We start from the raw sequence: 20831 nt of genomic DNA, 5'->3' as shown, positions 1-20831 counted from the left end.
TATAAATTTATTTTCCTTCTAAAACAACTACTGAGAAAGGAGGAATCGTGATTTCAAGTTTTCCTTTTTTGTTTTCGAAACCTTTAAAAGCTGTTGGAACAATTTTATTTGGGTTTTCGAATGAATTGTAATCTTGTAATTTGGCAGAAGTAATAATCGTTCCTGTGAAGTTTTTTACACCCAAATCCTTAACATCAATTTCGATTTTGTTTTTGTTTTTGGCATCCACATTCACTAAAGAAATATGAACAGCTCCATTTTTATCTTTTGATGCCGATGCTGAAACTGCAGGAAGTTTTTCTCCATTATACGTATATAAAGGCGATTGAAAACTTACTGGCAATAGTTTTGCATCCTGATGCACGGCATACATTTTCATTACAGAATAGGTTGGTGTTGTAATCATCTTAGCTTTATCGGTAAGAATTACGGCTTGTAAAACGTTCACACATTGTGCTAAGTTGGCCATACGAACACGTTCTGCGTGATTGTTGAAAATGTTTAATGTTGCTCCCGCTAAAACAGCATCACGCATGGTATTTTGTTGGTATAAAAATCCAGGATTTGTTCCTTTTTCTACTTCGTACCATCCTCCCCATTCGTCTACAATCATGGCTACTTTTTTCTCTGGATCGTATTTGTCCATAATAGCCGAATGTTTGGTAACCAATTCTTCCATTTTTAAAGCAGACTGCATGGTTTTAAAATAACCTTCTTCTGTAAATTCTCTGTCGCTTCCTTTTTTGCCCCAGTCAATTACAGCATAATGGTGAACGCCAACTCCGCCTAACATATTTAACGGAATTCCTTTCATTAAAACTTCTGTCCAATTGTAATCAGAACTATTCGATCCAGAAGCAATTCTTGTAATTCCGCCCGTATTTTCCCAGTCTGACATGAAAGTCGCGTATTTGCGGTATTCGCCAGCGTAGTATTCTGCAGTCATATTTCCTCCGCATCCCCAAGCTTCATTACCAATTCCCCAATATTTTACTTTCCAAGGTTCTTTTCTTCCATTCTTTACACGCAAATCACTCATCGGACTTTTGCCTCCAAAATTGGTGTACTGAACCCAGTCTGCTAATTCCTGAACCGTTCCGCTTCCTACGTTTCCAGACAAATACGGTTCTGCGCCTAGAAGTTCGCACATGTTCAAGAAATCATGTGTTCCAAAACTGTTGTCTTCTGTTGTACCTCCCCACCATTTGTTTACAATAGTTGGTCTTTCGTTTTGAGGTCCAATTCCGTCTTTCCAATGGTATGTATCAGCAAAACATCCGCCCGGCCATCTTAAATTTGGAATTTTCAACTCTTTTAAAGCAGCAATAATATCATTTCTTACTCCGTTTGTATTTGGAATTTTCGAAGTATCTCCCACAAAAAAACCTCCGTAAATACAGCGGCCTAAATGTTCTGCAAAATGACCGTAAATATTTTTGTCAATTGTTGGTGCATCAGCAGAATTTTTAATGGTTATTGTCGTCTGCGCGAAATTTAACTGACTACAAAACGTAATAAGAAATGAGATTAAAAGTGCTTTTTTCATAGTGGTTTTTGTTGTAGAGGAAAGTCCGAAAACTTTCCTCTGAATTTTAGTTTTTTAATAAGAAAGTGTTGGCCATCCAGATGACCATTTAAAATATACGATTTCAAGTTTTGGGTTTCCGTTATCGGCTGCATTGTAATAATGAACAGCTCCTTTTTGGGTTCCTGTAATTCTAGACAAATGCCCTGGACCAATGTAATTGCCTTGTGAAGCTAAAACTGTTGTTCCGCCTCCGCTTTTTAAAGAAACTCCATTTTTATCTACAAAAGGCCCAAACGGACTTGTTGAACGTCCGACAACAATGTAATAGGTGCTGTTTACACCATTGCAGCAAGTGCCGCGGTTAACAAACATATAGTAATAACTTCCTTCTTTAATCAAACAAGGAGCTTCCCAAGATGCGCCGTTTCCGCCTGCAACAATAGTTCTACTTCCAGTTGTTTTTCCTGTTGAAGGATTAATTTGAATAACTCCGATTCCGGCATGCCAAGAACCGTAAGCCATGTATACATTTGAACCATCAACTAAAATAGACGGATCGATAGCATTTACATCTGAGGCTGATGAAGACGAAACTACGACTCCTCTGTCTGTCCAAGTTGTTCCTGCGCTTTGCGAAATGGACGGTGATGTAACCAATCCGATTGCTGAAGTTGCAGAGCCAAATGTCGAGCAAGAATAATACATATTCCATCTGTTATTGAACCAAGCCACATCTGGCGCCCAAAATGTTTTTGTAAATCCTGGAACATAACCCGTAATCCAACTTGGCGTTGATGAAAATACTGATGTTCCCCAAGACCAGTTGATTAAATCTCTTGAATAAGTAACTGGAATATTATCTCCAGTGGTAAATACATAATAATTAACGCCGCTTTTTACAATCGTACTCGGATCGTGCGATGGCACATTTCCGCTGACTGTTTTAGCGGTTGAATTGGTAACCTGTGAATCCTGAGCATTTGCAGCTGTTGCTGTTTCCTCTGTTGGGACAATATCTTCATTTTGACAACCCCAAAATAATACTGCTAATAAAACCAAACTTGTAATTGTTTTCATTGTTCTAATTTTAGTTACGGTTAAAAATTACTTCTCTTGTATTCCAAATTCTAAGGCATAATATCATGTGAAGCGGCAATTCTTCACATGATATTAGGTATCTAACTAACTCAAATAAATATTAATAACTGTCGTTTTGGATAGTTCCCGGGTTATTATCCATTTCTAATTGCGGAATCGGGAAATATTCTCTTCCTGCTGTATAAGAATTAAATTCGGCATCTCTTGCTTTCAGCCAAGCTAATTTAGCTGGATCTTGAAGCCATCCCCAACGGCGGATATCATCAAAACGGTGTCCTTCAAGAGGAAATTCTAAAAATCTTTCGTGGCCAATCTGCTCTCTCATCTGTGCTTGGCTCATTCCTGGTTTTGTCGTTGCCAAATCAGGAAGATTGACTCTGTTTCTTACCATTTGAATGTAAGTATAAGCTCCAGGAGTATCTCCTGTTTCGTTTAAACATTCGGCATACATTAAAAGAATATCTGCATATCTTAATAAACGCTCATTGATTCCTGAACGCCAATCGTATTCGTCTGCAAATTGTCCGTCAGAGTTTTGGTATTTTCTACAGAATAAATCATTTAAATCGGCTGGGCTTGAAGCATAAAATGTAGCAAAATCTTTTCCGTACAATTGCATTCCGCCTGGTTTGTTGTAGAAAATAGTAGCTTCTAAACGTGGATCATCTGCGCCAGATACTGTTTTTTCTTCTTTAAATTCATTAAACAATGCCCACGTCGGTTGTACGTCTGTCCATCCGAAAGCACGTGGTGCGTATGTAATTGCACGCGCAGAAGTTTTTCCCCAACCAGAAGCAGGAGCGCCTCCCCAACCTAAATCAACTCCGCCGGCATCTCTGCTAAACTGCACTTCAAAAAGAGATTCTGAATTGTTTTCGTTTGCTGTTGTGAAATTGTCTCTATAACTATTTACTAAAGAATAAACTCCTAAATCTATTACTTGTTTAAAAGTACTTTTTGCATTAGTAAAATCTTTGGTAAACAAATAGGCTTTTCCTAAATATCCTAATGCGGCACCTTTAGTCGCGCGTCCTTTTTGTCCTGCGTCTAATCCTGAAATACCAACATAAGTCGTTGGAAGCAATTCTGCAGCTGCTTTAAAGTCTGCAATAACTTGTGCCCAACCTTCTTCTTGTGTTTTTTGAGGATAGTAAACCGCTAATTCTGTTGGAAGCGGCACATTCTTAAATAAATTTACTGCGTGAAATAAATACAATCCTCTTAAGAAATAAGCCTGTCCTATAATTCTGTTTTTTAGAGCTTCATCTTCAAATTCAATTCCTGGAACATTTGTCAATACCTGATTGGCACGGTAAATACCTTGATAATACGTTTCGTAAGCCCAACCATAAATAGCAGGGTCTGCCACATTAGAATTGAAATGTCCAACATTGTACATAGAACCCCAAGGGCTGTTTGTACGAGAATCATCTGCTTTTACGTCCAGCAATAATGGTGTACTTCTCATGTAAGTTCCGTCTGTCAATAAACTTCCGTAAGTTGCATTTACACCTTGCAGTGCATCTTCATCTGTTTTCCAAAAATTATCTACAGAATCATTATTTGGGTCCAGTTGAGTCAAATCTTCGTTGTCCACACAGCTTGTTGTTACCAAGGCTAATGAAAGGAAAACGGTTATATAGCTAAAAATTTTAGATTTCATTTTAATACGTTTTAATGGTTAGACCTGGTTTAGAAGCTCACTTCTACTCCTAAAGAAATTGTTCTCGGATTTGGAAAAGATCCCGCATCATATCCTCTTGAAAGCAATCCGTCACTGTTAAAGTCTGGATCGTATCCTTTATATTTAGAGATAATCAACAAGTTTTGACCATTTAGGTAAACCTTAGCTTTTTCAATAAATTTATCCTTAAGCGGAATGTTATAACCGATTTCCATTGTCTGCAGTTTCAAATAATCACCGCTTTCAATAAACCTGTTTGAATCTCTAGCATTTCCATTTGGATCTCCAATAACTGGAGCTGGAATATTTGTATTGGTGTTTGTTGGAGTCCAATAATTTAATTCGTCTGTATGATGGTTGGTGTATTGTCCAATCATCAAATTGCGGTACATGGCATTAAATACTTTATTTCCACCAGCTCCCTGCCAAAACATGGAGAAATCGAAGTTGGAATAAGAAGCACTGAAATTAAATCCGAAACCATATTTAGGAATCGTTACACCTTGAAACGTTCTATCTGCATCAGTTATAGCTCCGTCACCGTTTACATCTCTAAATTTCACATCTCCAGGAGCTGCGCCTGTTTGTGTTGGAGAAGATGCAACCTCAGCCGCATTTTGGAAAATTCCGATCGCTTCCCAAGCAAACATTTCTCCTACTGATCTTCCTACTTCTGTTTTAGAAACTGCTCCATAAATAGGGTTTCCATTTACGCCGATTTTAGTCACTTCATTTTTAAGTGTTCCAAAGTTGGCCGAAATATCATATTTAAATTTATGATGATGATTACTGTAAGACGCTGTAAATTCTACTCCTGAGTTTTTCATCGATCCAGCGTTTGTTGTCACACTTGCCGGAAATGCTCCTGTAGAAAACGGAAGAGGAACTCCCAATAATAAATCGTCTGATTTTTTCATGAAATATTCAGCCGTGAACTGTAAATCATTATTTAAGAATCCTAACTCGATTCCCACATTGGAGTTGATCGATTTTTCCCATTTTACATTCGGGTCAAGCGCTGCAACTACCGTTGTTCCTGGAGCAAGCTCATTATTAAAATCGTATCCTGCAAAACTGTTTACTGTGGAAGCAAAGAAATATTGCAAAATAGTATTATTTCCTAATGTTCCGTAACCTCCTCTAAGTTTAATATTGCTAATCCATTCAGGCAGAGTCCAGAATTTCTCATTGCTAAGTTTCCATCCTCCTGAAAAAGAGTAAAAGTTTGCCGAATTATTTTTTTCGCTGAAAAGCGATGTTTTATCTTGTCTAAAATTAGCCTGCAATAAATAACGGTCATCATAAGCATAATTCAATCTGCTGATGTAAGACACTCCTGTTATCGTAAATTTATACTCTGATGCATTTCTAGCATCTGCATATTGAAGCATCGGAATGTCGTTTGGAGTAAAACCTACACCTCTCATATTATATCTATGATAATCTCTTTTTTCTTGAATCCAACCTGCAAGAGCATCAATTTTATGTTTGCCTAATGTAACTTCATAAGTTAAAATGTTATTTAAGAATGTTCTTAACTCATTTCCTTTTTCAACATCTAGAGAAGCTTCATCATTTGTTGTAATATAATACCAACCTAAATCACTTGGCGGCATAAACTTTCTAGTTTCCCAGTCTGTTCTATCATAGCTTACGTCTAATTTGTATTTAAGACCTTTTACAATTTCAACTTCTCCCCAAACGTCTCCAATGAAACGGTTTCTTTTTCCGTTATTGTCAATTAAATTATTGTACCCAATTGGGTTCATCGAAATAGCTCTTTGCGTCAAGTTGTCTGTACCGCCGTAACCTCCAAGTCTGTTGGCATCGTAAACTGGCATTGTCGGAATAGCTCCTAAAATGTCACTAACAACAGTTTGTCCAGCATTGTATTCATTAAAAATTTCTTTATCAGATTGCGTATATGCGATTTTTGCACCGTATTTAAATCTTCCTTTTTTACCATTCAAATTTAAATTGGTCGATAATCTCTCATAGTCCTGAGGCGTTTTGATATAACTTGTATTTTTAAAATAATCCACATTAAAACTATAGGCAATACTTTCTGCACCACCAGTAAACGTAAGAGCTTGATTTTGAACTACACCAGTCTGAAAAGATTCTTTCTGCCAATCTGTGTTTACATTTGAAATATACGAAGGGCTATTTGGGTCATTCCCTGGCGCAATACTTACAGGAACTCCTGCTCTAATATCTCTGTTTCTTTCAGCTTCACTAGTGATTTTCTGATATCCTACGCGATCTGTAACATCCCATTTTTTAGCCACATTTTGAAGACCTACAATCGACTTGAATTTAATATCCATCTTGCCTTGTCTACCTTTTTTAGTTGTAATAATTACAACACCATTCGCACCGCGAACACCGTAAATAGCAGCAGATGAAGCATCTTTTAAAACCTGCATCGATTCTATTTCGCCTGGAGCAAAGTCGTATGGAGAATCGACCATGATCCCGTCAATAACAAACAGCGGATTATTGTTACTAAATGAAGTTATCCCTCTAATTTTTACATTGACAAAACCTCCTGGTTCTCCCGAAGATTGAACCGTAACACCTGGCACTTGTCCTTGGAGCATTTTGGCAGCATCATACGTCACTACTTTTTTAGCCGATTCTAGATTAACAACACTTACAGAACCTGTTAAGTCCGATTTCTTTTGAGTTCCGTAACCAATAACAACTACCTCATTAAGTTTGTTGGTGTCTTCCCCCAAAGCCACATCAATTTTAGACTGGCTTCCTACGACTATCTCTTTGTTCTGAAATCCTATAAATGAAAAAACTAAAACATCATTTGGCGATGCTTTAATCGAATACTCTCCGTCAAATCCAGTTGCAGCAACTGTTTTGGTTCCTTTTATAATAATGTTTACACCCGGCAAAGGAAGATTGTCTTGCGCCGATGTTACAACCCCTGTAATCGTTTTGCCTTGAGCAGACAACTGATTTACAGAAAATAATAGCATTAATATTGCTAAAATCCAGTTCGTTTTTGGCAATAGAAAATTGCAATACAAAAGTAATTTTTGTTTTGTAATCATAATGGTTTAGTTAAGATTGGTTAGTGGTTTTAGTTAATAAGTGTTAATCTTACATTTGTAAATTTAACTAAAAAAAAATCACGTAAACAAATTAATATCACAAAAAAACCGCCGAAAAAAAACACATATCGCAAATTAAGTGTTGAATTAACATTTAAAAATTCATAGTTTTTTCAAAAAAGCAGTCGTTTTTTAAGTTTTAATTGTGTAAAAAATACACTTTTTATGAAAAAGTCGTTTTTTAATCAAAAAACGGCTCCAATAAAAAATTGAAGAAATATTCTGTTTTTTAATGTTTTGAATGGAAAAAAATGATAATTTTGTAGGTAAAGGATTGTTTATTTTCGATCGTTTTTGACTAAACAGAACCTTTTTTTGCAAAAAACTATCCTTGACTGTCCTGTTTTTTTCTTAAAAAAATCTTAAAATGGAGATTTGTATGTTATTTTTGTGTAAAATCTAACTTTTTTAACTTTACATTTGAGCAGTTATTTATGTAAGTGTAAAATCTACATTAATAAATTATGATAGCTTTTAAGAAGTTCATATATTTACCACACCAAATTAATATATATGCTAAATAGTTATAGCTCTGCTGATAAAGTTTTACTGGCAGTAGACTGCATCATTTTCGGATTCGACAATGACGGTCTGAAAATACTTCTTATTCAAAGAGATTTTGAGCCTGAAAAAGGAAAATGGTCTTTGATTGGAGGATTTCTAAAACGCGATGAAGTTTTAGACGCTGCCGCAACCAGAATATTAAATACATATACAGGTCTTAACGATATTTATATGGAGCAGTTATATGCTTACAGTGAAATTGATCGTGACCCGGTAGAAAGAACCATTTCGGTTTCTTATTTTGCTTTAATTAATATAGAAAACCACAATGCAGAACTGATCCAGAATTATCATGCAGAATGGTTCCCAATTAATGATGCACCAAATTTGATTTTTGACCACAACGAAATGGTGCAGAATGCAATTAAAAGACTTCGATACAAAACTTCTATAAAACCAATTGGTTTTGAACTGCTTCCTGAAAAATTCACCATGCGTCAGCTTTTAGAATTATACGAAGCGATTTTGAGCAAAGAATTGGACAAAAGAAATTTCATCAGTAAAATAAATTCTCTGGAAATCTTAAATAAACTAGACGAAAAAGACATGCAGTCGTCTCGTAAAGGTTCTTATTTATATACTTTTAATAAAGAGAAATATGAAGAAAAATTACTTAACGATTTTGTTCTGAATTTGTAAATAAACTGTAACGCATATTATTTAAACACATAGAAACATAGCTTTTCTTTGTGGAGAGAGGCGTTTCACTTTTTTAAATTCACATAGCTATGTGTGGAAACTAGTTTCTTTTGTATTCCTTTTAAAGTTCAAAAAATCTATGTTTCTATGTGTTCAATTTTTTTCAACACTCCCGATTGTCAGGCTGAGCGGAGTCGAAGCCCGGTTCCTATTGGAGCGCCCTTCGACTTCGCTCAGGGTGACAAACTAAATTTCTATTCGTGGCAAAAAAAAACATCACAAAGAATTCCGCATAATAAGAGCAGATCTATTTTCGATCTGCTCTTTTGTTCCTTTTAGAATCATATCGGCTAGAATTTTTCCCATCAATTCAAAATTGGTCGAGATCGTCGTAATGCCATTTGCCGCAATTTTCTTCAATGGCGTTTCATTATAAGATATAATTCCGAAGTCTTCTCCGAGCTTTAAATTTCGATTAATGGCATTTTCTATAACCAAAAGCAGATCGCGGTCGTGCGGAATAATATACAAATCTCCCAAAGCAATAGATTGGTTGCTGAAATCTGAAATAATTTCATGTTCAAAACCATACGTCTGGCAAAACGATTCAAAACCTTGTTTCATTCCCAGAGGCTCTCTAAAACCAGAAAAAATCAAAATCAATTTCTTGTATTTTGACAATCGAAATTTGCCTTTCATCAAACCTTCATAAATATCTTTTTGATGATTCTGGTAAATCGCTGGGAACATTTTCAATTCCGAATTGGTCTGATCCAAAATAATTACGTCGCCTACTGGTAGGGTTTTTATCGAATCGACGATATCGTTTAAGTTCGTCGGCATGATAATATATTTGGTATAATTCCCATTGCTGTCATTTAGCAGTTTTTTGAAAACCTGAACATTAAAATGGTGAAAGAAAATATCTACCTGAACATTTTTTCCGATGTTTTTTAAAAACGAATTATAAATGTCTTCTTTGAAAATATTCAATTCATCAAAAAGCAAAAAAACCTTCTGAGTTATAGTGATTTCAACACTTTTAACGTAATATCCTTTCCCAGGAATGGCATAAATAATTCCCCTTTTTTTCAATTCGTCATACGCCAGCAAGACTGTATCTCGAGACAAAGAAAAAACCAAACAGACTTTATTGACCGACGGAAGCCTGTCACCTTTAACTAAATTCCCCTCTTCAATAGCTTTTTCTATTGAAAGAATAATCTGCTTATATTTTGGCAGACCGATATTATTTTGAATTGAAATGATGTTCACAATAAAGTCATTTTGACTATAAATATTAAAAACTGGTAGGTACTGGTATGCAAAAATAATAAATGTTTCTATTTTTGGATTTCACTTTTGGTAAAATTTTTATGGAAATAAAACACATATCGCATTTAAAGGAGAATCCTAATTGTAAATTGTTTGGTTTAATGCCGAATAAGGATGAAATTTATTCAATTGATCTCGTTAACAAAAACGGAATGAAAGTTCAGATCATCAATTATGGTGCAACGGTAACTTCGATCCAAATTCCGTTAAACGGAAAACTGATAGATGTGGTTTTAGGTTTCGATAATATAGAAGCGTATTTAGAATCTTATAATTTGCCAAGTGCTCCTTATTTCGGCACTACAGTGGGGCGTTATGCAGGACGCATTCATAAAGGTGCTTTTAACCTTAATGACATCGAATTCAAACTTGATGAAAACAATAACGGAAATACACTTCACGGCGGAGACATGGGATTTGGAAGAAGAATCTGGAATGTAGCGAATGTTATTTCGGGAGAAAATTCATCTGTTACTTTTAGTCTCCTAAGCGAACATTTAGACGAAGGCTTTCCAGGAGAAATGACCGTTTTCTTGACGTATACATTAACTGAAGAAAACGAATTAAAGCTAGAATATAATGCAACCTCAACAGAAGATACCGTTATTAACTTAACACATCACAGCTATTTTAACCTTGACGGACACGATGCAAATGTTCTGGAACAGCAAATGTTTATCAAATCGGCTAAAATGCTGGAAACAAATCCAGATAACATTCCAACTGGAAATTATACCGATTTAACGAATCATGATTTTGATTTCAGAACACCAAAAAACTGTCCGTTTCCTATTGACAATTCTTTCGTAGTCAATTCTAAAACAGAAATTGTGGCGCAGTTAATCAGTCTTAAAAATAACCTGAGAATGAATGTTTACACCGATCAGCCAAGTGTACATATATATGTAGGCGGAAATTGTTTCGGAAAACTAAAAGGAAAAGAAAATGTAGATTATAATGCACAAAGCGGAATTTGTTTTGAAACACAAAATTTCCCAGACGCTCCAAATCATGCTCATTTTCCGAATGCTGTTTTGAAAAAAGGAGAAGAATACACTCAGAAAACGCTTTACAAATTTGAAAGTTTAAATTAAAACAAAATTAAATTTAAATACATCGAGATTCAGTTTGTCACCCTGAGCGAAGTCGAAGGGCGCTCCAAAAAGAAGGCAAAGAGAAAAATATTTCTTTCACATAGTATACTATGTGCTTTTAAACAAGTGAAACGCCTTTTTTAAGTTTACATAACTATGTTTCTATGTGTTAAAAATTCACACAATTAATTAATACCAAAAAACCACAATACAACTAACTATATAATGAATGATATTTTAATACAGAATACCACTGCTTTTTTTGAGAAATCTTTCGGAACTTCTCCAGAAAAAATGGTACTTTCTCCAGGTAGAATCAACATCATTGGAGAACATATTGACTACAATGATGGCTATGTTTTGCCTGCTGCGATTGACAAAATAATCTGTTTTGCTTTTTCTAAAAACAATACCAAAACTTCAAAAGTAATCGCGATTGATTTAAATGAAGAATTTGAAATCGATCTGACTGAGGAAGTAAAACTGAGTGATGTCGTTTGGACGAATTATATTCGTGGCGTTATCAAACAACTTCAAGATAACGGTTTTTCTTTTGAAGGTTTTAATTGCGTTTTCAGCAGTAATATTCCGGTTGGCTCTGGATTGTCTTCTTCGGCAGCTTTAGAATGCGGAATGATTTTCGGAATCAAATCTCTTTTCGATTTAAAATTGGAGAAAAAAGATATCGCATTATTAGGTCAGAAAGCAGAGCACTGGGTTGGAATCAACTGCGGTATTATGGATCAGTTTTCTAGTGTTCACGGACTTGAAAATAAAGTTATTCAGTTAGACTGCAATACTTTAGATTTTGAATATCACAACGCCGACTTCAAAGATTATTCACTTACTTTATTTGATTCTAATGTAAAACATTCACTTTTTACATCAGAATATAATACGAGAAGAATTGAATGTGAAGAAGGTTTATCAATCATAAAAAGCCATTTTCCAGAAGTAAAAAGTTTTAGAGACGCAACCGAAGAACAGGTTGTAAGTCTGAAAGACAAATTTTCTGGAAAAGTTTTCAGCAGAGTTCATTTCGTAGTAAAAGAAATCAATCGTGTGATCAAGGCTTGCAAAGCTTTGGACGCTGGTAATATCGAACTTTTGGGCGAATTGCTTTTTGAAACGCATTATGGTTTATCGCAAGAATATGAGGTAAGCTGCGAAGAATTGGACATGTTGGTTGATACCGCAAAAGAAGACGAAGCCATCGTTGGTGCCAGACTAATGGGCGGAGGTTTTGGCGGCTGTACCATCAATTTAGTTAAAAAAGGACACGAAAATGAGGTAAAACGTAAGTTCTCTAAGCTTTATTTAGATACATTTGGAATTGAATTAAAATTCTATGATGTAAAAATCTCAAACGGAACAACGCTACTTTAAAAACCACAACACACTACAATGAAAAATTTTGACATTAACGAAGATCCGCACAGACGCTTCAACCCACTAATTAACGAATGGGTCTTGGTTTCTCCTCACCGTTCAAAACGCCCTTGGCAGGGACAAAACGAAGTTATTTCTACAGAAGAACTTCCTCAATACGATCCAACCTGTTATTTATGTCCAGGAAATGTTCGCGCCAACGGAGCGCATAATCCTGCTTACGAAAACAGTTTTGTTTTTGAAAATGATTTTGCGGCAATGAAGCAGGACGAAATTATTTTTGAAGACGACATTAAACATACTTTTTTTAAAGCAAAACCAGAACAGGGAATTTCGAGAGTAGTTTGCTTTTCGCCACGACACGATCTAACATTGCCAGAAATGGAAATTGCAGATATCGAAAACATCATCAAAACTTGGCAGAAAGAATATACCGATTTAGGAAATATTAAATTCATCAACCACGTTCAGATTTTCGAAAATAAAGGAAGCGTAATGGGTTGCAGCAACCCGCACCCGCATGGCCAAATTTGGGCACAATCTTCATTGCCAACTCAGGTTGAAAAAACGCAAAATAGCTTAAAATCATATTTCGATAAAAACGACAGAACATTATTGGAAGATTATGTCAAAGCCGAATTAAAAGTGGGCGATCGTATTGTAATCGAAAATGATCATTTTGTAGCATTAGTTCCTTTCTGGGCAATTTGGCCATACGAAACGATGATTGTAAGCAAAAGAGCCGTAAATAAAATCACCGATTTTACTGCTGAAGAAAGTACCGCTTTCGCGAAAATCTTAAAGCAGCTTACCACGAAGTACGACAATTTATTTAATACTTCTTTTCCATATTCTTCAGGAATTCACCAATCGCCAACAGATGGGTTGCTTCATCCAGAATGGCACTTTCACATGCACTTCTACCCACCGTTGTTAAGGTCGGCAACTGTAAAGAAATTTATGGTTGGGTACGAAATGATGGGCGAATCTCAACGAGACATTACTCCAGAAAAAAGTGCCGAAATCTTGAGACAGCTTTCAGATGTACATTACAAAAGTCTGGTAAAAGCGTAAGAGTAAGTGTTGGAATTTAGTCGAAAATCAAAAATTTAACACAATTTGTTATTTATAAATGTAAAAAATACATTTACTAATGGCGGATTTCTAAATTTTTATTTTACATTTGGCTTCTGCTTTTATTTTCGCAAAAAAATAACAGAAATAAAACACATCTTGCATTTTTAACAAGATTTAACAACATAAAAACAATTTAGAACCACATAAACAAACAACCCTATAATAATTATTTAAAATACTACTAACAATGAACCAAAACCTTGCTGTCGCAGATTATGCGGTTTTTATTATTTATTTTATCGTAGTTTCGGTCTACGGTTACACGGTTTACCGCAAACGTAAACAGGACGAACAAGATGCTAAGGCTTACTTTTTGGCTGAAGGAAATTTAACTTGGTGGGCAATTGGTGCTTCTCTTATTGCATCTAACATCTCTGCAGAACAATTCATCGGAATGAGTGGTGAAGGTTTCTTTTTAGGAATCGCTGTTGCTGCTTACGAATGGCTTGCTGCCGTTGCTCTTATCATCGTAGCGGTATGGTTTATTCCTGTATATCTTAAAAATAAGATCTACACAATGCCTCAATTCTTAAAAACACGTTACAACGAATCTACTGCTTTGATTATGGCAGTTTTCTGGTTGTTTTTATACGTTTTTGTAAACTTAACTTCTATTCTTTATTTGGGAGCAGTTGCCATTAACGGTCTTGCTGGTGGAGAATATCTGCACGTAATCATGTTAGGATTAGCCATTTTTGCTTTATTTATTTCTCTTGGAGGAATGAAAGTTGTGGCTTACACAGACGTTATTCAGGTTGCCGTTTTAATTATCGGAGGTTTGGTAACTTCTTATATCGCTCTTACAACTGTTGGAAGTGCTTTTGGAGTTGGCGAAAATGCCATTGCTGGTTTCAAAGTGTTAATGAAAGAAGCGCCTGAGCATTTCAAAATGATTATTCCAAAACCGACTGCAACTTCTTCTCAGTTAGAAATCGATAAATATTTAACTTTCCCAGGATTGTTATCTTACGCTGCTGGTATCTGGATCATCAACTTAAACTACTGGGGATGTAACCAATACATTACACAAAGAGCACTTGGAGCAGATTTGCAAACAGCTCGTACAGGAATTTTATTTGCTGGTTTATTAAAATTATTAATGCCGCTTATCGTAATGCTTCCTGGAATCGCTGCTTACGTTCTCTACACAAACGGACAATTGCCTCAATTGGTTGGAGGAAAAGATGGAGCTTATTCTGCCATTCTAACATTCCTTCCGACAGGTTTAAAAGGACTTTCTGTTGCGGCTTTAACTGCGGCGATCGTTGCTTCTTTGGCTGGAAAAGTAAACAGTATTTCGACAATTTATACATTAGATATTCATAAAAAATACATTCAAAAAGATGCTGGCGAAAAACAACAGGTAAACATTGGTAGACTTGCTGTATTTGCTGCAATGCTTTTAGCTGTATTATTTACATGGAATGACATCTTAGGAATCGGTGGTGTTGGTGGATTTACATACATCCAAAAATACACAGGATTCATTAGCCCTGGAGTTTTTGCTATGTTCTTCTTAGGTATGTTCTGGAAAAGAACTACTGGAGCAGCAGCTATCGTGGGTGTAATTTTAGGATTCGTATTATCGGTTTTATTCAACGAATACGCTCCTGCATTATTTGGAAACGACACACTTTTATATACAGCCTACCCGAACGGAAAAGGAGCTTTCGAAATTCCGTTCCACATCTGTATGGGATTATCATTTTTATTTACAATGATTGCGATGATTCTAATCAGTTTCGCTGGACCAAAAGTAAACCCTAAAGCATTCGAGACTGAGCCTGGAATGTTCAAAGTTAAACCGCAGACAACGGTCTTAATCGTAATCACGATGCTGATCATTATCGCGCTTTATGTTAAGTTCTGGTAATAAATATCAGTTCTAATTCTCTCTATTTTTACAGCTGTTGTTTGTCATGAACAACAGCTGTAAATTTTTAAAAGAGTTTATTAAATGATATATTGCCACAGATTAAAAGATTAAAAGGATTATTTATGAATTAAATTGTCACCCTGAGCGGAGTCGAAGCCCACGTCCAATTGGAACGCCCTTCGACTCCGCTCAGGGTGACAAAACAGAGTGTAAAATCATTTTAATCCTTACAATCTGTGGCAAAAAAATTAAACACATAGAATCATAGATTTTGAAATGCGTTGAAAAGAGCAAAGAACAAATCTAGATTTGCACACATAGCTATGTGAATTGAAACAAATGAAATGCCTTTTCTACACAAAGTAGAGCTATGCCTCTATGTGTTAAAAAAATAGCACAACAGAAAACAAACAGTATTTAAATTAAAATAAAAATCATGCAGTTATCATTAACCCAAAAAATCATTATCGTTACGGGCGGTGCGAAAGGAATCGGTTTAGGAATCGTTAAAGTTCTAGCCGAAGAAAATGCCATTCCGTTTATCGTAGGACGTAACGAAAATGACAACATCAAAGCCGTAGAAGAATTAAAAGCCATTGGAAAAGAAGCACATCAAGTTGCTGCCGACTTAACCAAACCAGAAGACTGCAAAAAAGCCGTTGAAGCCGTAATCGCCAAATTCGGAAGAATTGACGGATTGGTAAACAATGCCGGAGTTAATGACGGCGTTGGATTAGAAAGCGGAAATTATGAGGATTTCGCTGCTTCGCTTCACAAAAATTTAGTGCATTATTATTTAATGGCACAGCACGCACTTCCGTATTTAAAAGAATCGAAAGGCGCTATTGTAAACATTGGTTCTAAAACTGCTGAAACGGGACAAGGTGGAACTTCAGCTTACGCTGCTTCAAACGGAGGAAGAAATGCTTTAACAAGAGAATGGGCGGTTGAATTATTAAAATACAGCATTCGCGTAAACGCTGTAATTGTAGCTGAATGTTATACACCACTTTACGAAACGTGGATCAATACTTTTGAAAATAAAGAAGAAAAACTGGCGGCAATTACTAAAAATATTCCATTAGAAAACAGAATGACAACCGCAGAAGAAATCGCAAACATGGTGGTTTTCTTATTGTCTGAAAAATCAAGCCACACTACTGGACAGATTATTTATGTTGATGGTGGTTATACGCATTTGGATCGATCGATTTAATTTTTTTTCGCAAATTTTTTTCGCCACGAATTCACGAATTTTTTTTCACGCAGATTGAGCAGATTTACTTAATGATCTAATTCGTGAAATTCACATTTTTTTTCAAGCAGTCCTTACGGATTTATTTAAAATTCGTGAATTCGTGGCAACTTTTTTTCCGATTGTCACCCTGAGCGAAGTCGAAGGGCGCTCCAATTGGACGTGGGCTTCGACTCCGCTCAGCCTGACACAACTAAAATTAAAAATTTGTGGAAATTCGTGTAATTCGTGGCAGCCTTTCTCAATCCAAAGCATTACTCTTAAACTCCGTAGGTGTAATCCCTTTGCACTTTTTAAAAAGTTTATTAAAATTAGAAGCCGTTTTGTAACCGCACGCATACCCAATCTCAGACATACTTTTATCCGTTTCCAACAACAATTTACAAGCATTCGAAATCCTAATTTCATGCAGATAATCCATGAAATTTTTCTTGGTTTTGAGTTTGAACATTCTGCAGAAAGACGTCCGTGTCATATTTGCGACAGCGGCAATTTCTTCTAAGGAAATATTCTTTTTGTAATTTTTATTAACGTATTGAAAAACCTCCGAAATACGATCCGTTTTAGAATCCTTTTGCATTAAAGAATAAATTTCGTCGTTAATGTAAATCTTATCTGGACTATCCGAAAGAATCGATAGAATTTCGAAAAGTCCGACAATAACTTCGAAGTCTTTTTTAGCGACTAATTTTTCCAGTTTTTTGGCAATCTGTTTATTTGTTTTTCCGATAATCGAAATCCCTTTTCCAGCCTGCACAAAAAGCTCATTTATTTTTTGGGTTTCCTGTAATTCATAAAAAGCAGATCCGAAAATATCTTTGTTGAAATAAACCACAATCGAATTGGCTTTTAATTCTTCAATTCCTTGATAATATTTCTCGTCATTCAGCCATACGTGCGGAATATCTGAACCTAGAAAAACCATATCTCCTGGCTCAAACGGCATAACAGAATTCCCGATAATTCGCTTTCCAAAACTCTCTTTTACATACACTAATTCCAATTCTGGATGCGAATGAAAAGGCGATTGAAAAAAGGGTTCAATCCGATTCAAAACTGAAACTTTGGAGTTGAGATACGACGTTATTTTGGTTTGCTCTAATTTCATATTGCAAAGATAATAAAAGATTACACAAGGATAATATTAGGCTAATAACCAATCCTTAAAAAAACTACTTTTATTTTTCGCTTATCTCTCATTTTTTTAAAGAAAATCAGGCTTTTGAATTGATTTAAAATCACGAGAAATGGCATCAAAAAAAGAAAAAAAACAACAAGCAATGTCTGAGAATAATACAAAAAAACTGGTTGTAAAACTACATCCGGATGATAATGTTTTGGTTGCCCTGACCGATCTTCAAAAGGGAGAAACCATTCATTTTGAAAATGAATCTTACCTTTTAAAAGACCTCATCAAAGCGAAACATAAATTCTACATGCAGGATATGAAGCAGGGAGAAGAGGTAAATATGTACGGCGTTTTGGTCGGAAAAGTACAGTTTGATGTACCGCAGGGAAGTTTAATGACAACCGAAAACCTAAAACATGCGGCAGATCCTTACGCGTACAGAAATGCTTCTTACGAATGGACCGCACCAGATGTTTCTAAATTTGAAAACCGAACTTTTAAAGGTTACAAAAGAAAAGACGGACGCGTTGGAACTGCCAATTACTGGCTTTTTATACCAACTGTTTTTTGTGAAAACCGTAATCTTGACGTGATCAAAGAAGCATTACACAAACAATTGGGTTATGCGGTAACGGACAAATACAATCAGTTTACGCATGAACTATTGGAAGGTTATTTGAACGGAAATGACATTAACGACATTAATATCGAATTGAATCCGACGCCGAAAAACAAACGTGTTTTTGAAAATGTGGACGGAATCAAATTCTTAAATCACCAAGGCGGCTGTGGCGGAACACGTCAAGATGCTTCCACTTTGAGTGCATTATTAGCTTCTTACGCGAATCATCCAAACGTTGGCGGAATTACGCTTTTGAGTTTGGGATGCCAGCATTTACAAGTTCAGGATTTTGTGAATGATGTAAAAAGACAAAATCCGGAGTTTGATAAACCGTTGTTTATTTTTGAACAGCAGCAAACCGAAAGTGAAGAAGTTCTGATTACCAATGCCATCAAAAAAACATTTGAAGGTTTAATCGAAATCAATAAATACGAAAGAACCGATGCGCCTTTAAGCGATTTATGCATTGGTGTAAAATGTGGAGGAAGCGACGGTTTCAGCGGTGTTTCTGCAAATCCAGCTGTGGGTTATACTTCTGATTTAGTTGTCGCTTTAGGTGGAAAAATTCTTTTGGCTGAATTCCCAGAATTATGTGGCGCCGAGCAGAATTTAATTGACCGTTGCGTTACCGAAGACAAAGCCAGAAAATTTATCGATTTGATGGAATCTTACGATGAACTGGCACATAAAGTGGGTTCAGGATTTCACATGAATCCTTCGCCGGGAAACATCAAAGACGGCTTAATTACTGATGCTATTAAAAGTGCTGGAGCAGCCAAAAAAGGCGGAACTTCTCCTGTAATTGACGTTTTAGATTATACCGAATTGGTTACAAAACCTGGTTTAAGTTTGGTTTGTACACCAGGAAATGATGTCGAAGCAACAACTGGAAAAGCAGCTTCTGGAGCAACACTTATTTTGTTTACAACAGGTTTAGGAACTCCGACAGGAAATCCTGTTTGTCCTGTAATTAAGGTTGCGACCAATTCTGTTTTAGCGACTCGAATGAAAGACATTATCGATATTGACTGCGGACCAATTATCAGCGGTGAAAAATCTATTGAAGAAATGGGCGAGGAAATTTTAGAATATTGCATCAAAGCGGCAAGTGGCGAAATTATTCCGAAAGCGGTTCAATTAAATCAGGACGATTTTATTCCTTGGAAACGAGGCGTATCTTTATAAGCTAAATTTCAATTAAAAAAGCATAAATTTCAACACATAGAGACATAGATTTTCTTATCTACAAAAGGAAATTAAAGTAAACTAGTTTACACACATAGACTATGTGAATTTTAATAAAGTGAAACGCCTTTTTAAACTCAAAAAAGCTATGTTTCTATGTGTTAAAAATTGCACTCGACAGATTAAAAAATAAATTATTAAACACATATAATATGTTTTCATTACAAAATAAAAAAGCCATAATCACAGGTGGAGGAAGCGGAATCGGAAGAGCAATTTCGGTTCTTTTTGCAAAACAAGGAGCTGAAGTTCACGTTTTAGAATTAACAGAAGAAAGCGCAAAAGAAACGGTTGAAGAAATAAAATCGGCTGGCGGAAATGTTTTTGCTCACGCTTGCGACGTTTCAAACCACGAACAAGTAAAAGCAACTTTCGAGAAAATCGGAAACATCAATATTCTGGTAAACAACGCTGGAATTGCTCACGTTGGAAAAGTAGACACTACTTCCGAATCTGATTTTGACAGAATTATGAACGTAAACGTGAAAGGTGTTTACAACTGTCTTCACGCTTCGATTCCTGCATTGAGAGCTTCTGGAGGTGGAGTAATTTTGAACTTAGCTTCAATCGCTTGCTGGGTTGGAATTCCAGATCGTTTTGCTTATTCTACTGCAAAAGGTGCAGTTATGGCCATGACTTTATCTGTGGCTAAAGATTATTTGAACGATAAAATCAGATGTAATTCGATTTCTCCTGCGCGCGTTCACACGCCTTTCGTAGACGGATTTATCGCTAAAAATTATCCTGGAAAAGAAGAAGAAATCTTTGAAAAATTATCTCAATCACAGCCAATCGGAAGAATGGGTAAACCAGACGAAATCGCGACTTTGGCATTATTCCTTTGCAGCGACGAATCTTCTTTCATCACTGGTTCTGACTACCCAATTGATGGAGGATTTATAAAATTGAATAACTAAAAAGAAATAGCCACGAATTGCTTCGCCTGTTCGCTATCGCTCGGGTCACGAATTTATACATATTATGATTCGTGAAATTCTAGGTGATTTTATTTCACGAAGATCTCACGAATAATTGAAATAAAAATTCGTGAATTCGTGGCGAAAAAAATATAAAGCCACAGATTTAAAGGATTAAACAGATATACACTGTT

The 20831-nt window shown here is 35.8% G+C and carries 14 protein-coding genes; 8 read left to right on the top strand and 6 right to left on the bottom strand.

Annotated elements, in window-relative coordinates; translation table 11 throughout:
• Positions 1-7: 7 nt before the first annotated feature.
• From AC3E9W_RS02925 to AC3E9W_RS02910, 4 genes are all read right to left on the bottom strand, one after another.
• A complete protein-coding gene (locus AC3E9W_RS02925; protein ID WP_488766765.1) occupies positions 8-1546 on the bottom strand; it encodes an alpha-N-arabinofuranosidase in 1539 nt (512 codons plus the stop codon).
• 54 nt (positions 1547-1600) lie between these two features.
• On the bottom strand, positions 1601-2605 hold the full coding sequence (locus tag AC3E9W_RS02920; protein WP_488766763.1) for an arabinan endo-1,5-alpha-L-arabinosidase: 1005 nt from the start codon (positions 2603-2605) through the stop codon (positions 1601-1603).
• Between the two features lie 121 nt (positions 2606-2726).
• The gene (locus AC3E9W_RS02915) at positions 2727-4289 is read right to left on the bottom strand and encodes a RagB/SusD family nutrient uptake outer membrane protein (RefSeq protein ID WP_488766762.1); all 1563 of its coding nucleotides are present in this window, start codon (positions 4287-4289) and stop codon (positions 2727-2729) included.
• Between the two features lie 29 nt (positions 4290-4318).
• Entirely contained in the window at positions 4319-7375 is a 3057-nt protein-coding gene (locus tag AC3E9W_RS02910; RefSeq protein ID WP_488766760.1) for a SusC/RagA family TonB-linked outer membrane protein, read from the bottom strand.
• Positions 7376-7948: 573 nt separating this feature from the next.
• Here AC3E9W_RS02910 and AC3E9W_RS02905 point away from each other — a divergent pair.
• The gene (locus tag AC3E9W_RS02905) at positions 7949-8638 is read left to right on the top strand and encodes an NUDIX hydrolase (RefSeq protein ID WP_306154181.1); all 690 of its coding nucleotides are present in this window, start codon (positions 7949-7951) and stop codon (positions 8636-8638) included.
• A 276-nt stretch (positions 8639-8914) separates the two neighbouring features.
• Here AC3E9W_RS02905 and AC3E9W_RS02900 read toward each other — a convergent pair whose 3' ends face one another.
• Positions 8915-9913: a GntR family transcriptional regulator gene (locus AC3E9W_RS02900; protein WP_488766757.1), complete on the bottom strand. Its 999-nt coding sequence runs from the start codon at positions 9911-9913 to the stop codon at positions 8915-8917.
• Positions 9914-10014: 101 nt separating this feature from the next.
• Here AC3E9W_RS02900 and AC3E9W_RS02895 point away from each other — a divergent pair, with 101 nt between their 5' ends.
• From AC3E9W_RS02895 to AC3E9W_RS02875, 5 genes are all read left to right on the top strand, one after another.
• Positions 10015-11067: an aldose epimerase family protein gene (locus tag AC3E9W_RS02895; RefSeq protein ID WP_488766755.1), complete on the top strand. Its 1053-nt coding sequence runs from the start codon at positions 10015-10017 to the stop codon at positions 11065-11067.
• A 225-nt stretch (positions 11068-11292) separates the two neighbouring features.
• Positions 11293-12453, top strand: coding sequence for a galactokinase (galK, locus tag AC3E9W_RS02890; RefSeq protein WP_488766753.1), 1161 nt, complete (start codon positions 11293-11295; stop codon positions 12451-12453).
• A gap of 18 nt (positions 12454-12471) precedes the next feature.
• The gene (locus AC3E9W_RS02885) at positions 12472-13530 is read left to right on the top strand and encodes a UDP-glucose--hexose-1-phosphate uridylyltransferase (RefSeq protein ID WP_456891445.1); all 1059 of its coding nucleotides are present in this window, start codon (positions 12472-12474) and stop codon (positions 13528-13530) included.
• A 250-nt stretch (positions 13531-13780) separates the two neighbouring features.
• Positions 13781-15466, top strand: coding sequence for a sodium/sugar symporter (locus AC3E9W_RS02880; RefSeq protein ID WP_306154172.1), 1686 nt, complete (start codon positions 13781-13783; stop codon positions 15464-15466).
• A 439-nt stretch (positions 15467-15905) separates the two neighbouring features.
• The gene (locus tag AC3E9W_RS02875; RefSeq protein WP_184158626.1) at positions 15906-16685 is read left to right on the top strand and encodes an L-fucose dehydrogenase; all 780 of its coding nucleotides are present in this window, start codon (positions 15906-15908) and stop codon (positions 16683-16685) included.
• A 280-nt stretch (positions 16686-16965) separates the two neighbouring features.
• Here AC3E9W_RS02875 and AC3E9W_RS02870 read toward each other — a convergent pair whose 3' ends face one another.
• Positions 16966-17832, bottom strand: a complete 867-nt coding sequence (locus AC3E9W_RS02870; protein ID WP_488766749.1) for an AraC family transcriptional regulator — start codon at positions 17830-17832, stop codon at positions 16966-16968.
• Between the two features lie 139 nt (positions 17833-17971).
• Between AC3E9W_RS02870 and AC3E9W_RS02865 the strand changes: the two genes are divergently transcribed.
• Positions 17972-19660: a UxaA family hydrolase gene (locus tag AC3E9W_RS02865; protein WP_488766747.1), complete on the top strand. Its 1689-nt coding sequence runs from the start codon at positions 17972-17974 to the stop codon at positions 19658-19660.
• A gap of 212 nt (positions 19661-19872) precedes the next feature.
• Positions 19873-20637, top strand: coding sequence for an SDR family NAD(P)-dependent oxidoreductase (locus AC3E9W_RS02860; protein WP_306154164.1), 765 nt, complete (start codon positions 19873-19875; stop codon positions 20635-20637).
• Positions 20638-20831: the final 194 nt, after the last annotated feature.

It is taken from the genome of Flavobacterium sp. 38, from assembly GCF_057799715.1.
The sequence above is the reverse complement of the archived record's forward strand: the minus strand, read 5'-3'. Positions and strand labels throughout refer to the sequence as shown.

Excerpts from the sequence above, each read along its gene's own strand:
- AC3E9W_RS02925 (WP_488766765.1), bottom strand. The coding sequence starts at position 1,546 with ATGAAAAAAGCACTTTTAATCTCATTTCTTATTACGTTTTGTAGTCAG.
- AC3E9W_RS02920 (WP_488766763.1), bottom strand. The coding sequence starts at position 2,605 with ATGAAAACAATTACAAGTTTGGTTTTATTAGCAGTATTATTTTGGGGT.
- AC3E9W_RS02915 (WP_488766762.1), bottom strand. The coding sequence starts at position 4,289 with ATGAAATCTAAAATTTTTAGCTATATAACCGTTTTCCTTTCATTAGCC.
- AC3E9W_RS02910 (WP_488766760.1), bottom strand. The coding sequence starts at position 7,375 with ATGATTACAAAACAAAAATTACTTTTGTATTGCAATTTTCTATTGCCA.
- AC3E9W_RS02905 (WP_306154181.1), top strand. The coding sequence starts at position 7,949 with ATGCTAAATAGTTATAGCTCTGCTGATAAAGTTTTACTGGCAGTAGAC.
- AC3E9W_RS02895 (WP_488766755.1), top strand. The coding sequence starts at position 10,015 with ATGGAAATAAAACACATATCGCATTTAAAGGAGAATCCTAATTGTAAA.
- galK (WP_488766753.1), top strand. The coding sequence starts at position 11,293 with ATGAATGATATTTTAATACAGAATACCACTGCTTTTTTTGAGAAATCT.
- AC3E9W_RS02885 (WP_456891445.1), top strand. The coding sequence starts at position 12,472 with ATGAAAAATTTTGACATTAACGAAGATCCGCACAGACGCTTCAACCCA.
- AC3E9W_RS02880 (WP_306154172.1), top strand. The coding sequence starts at position 13,781 with ATGAACCAAAACCTTGCTGTCGCAGATTATGCGGTTTTTATTATTTAT.
- AC3E9W_RS02875 (WP_184158626.1), top strand. The coding sequence starts at position 15,906 with ATGCAGTTATCATTAACCCAAAAAATCATTATCGTTACGGGCGGTGCG.
- AC3E9W_RS02870 (WP_488766749.1), bottom strand. The coding sequence starts at position 17,832 with ATGAAATTAGAGCAAACCAAAATAACGTCGTATCTCAACTCCAAAGTT.
- AC3E9W_RS02865 (WP_488766747.1), top strand. The coding sequence starts at position 17,972 with ATGGCATCAAAAAAAGAAAAAAAACAACAAGCAATGTCTGAGAATAAT.
- AC3E9W_RS02860 (WP_306154164.1), top strand. The coding sequence starts at position 19,873 with ATGTTTTCATTACAAAATAAAAAAGCCATAATCACAGGTGGAGGAAGC.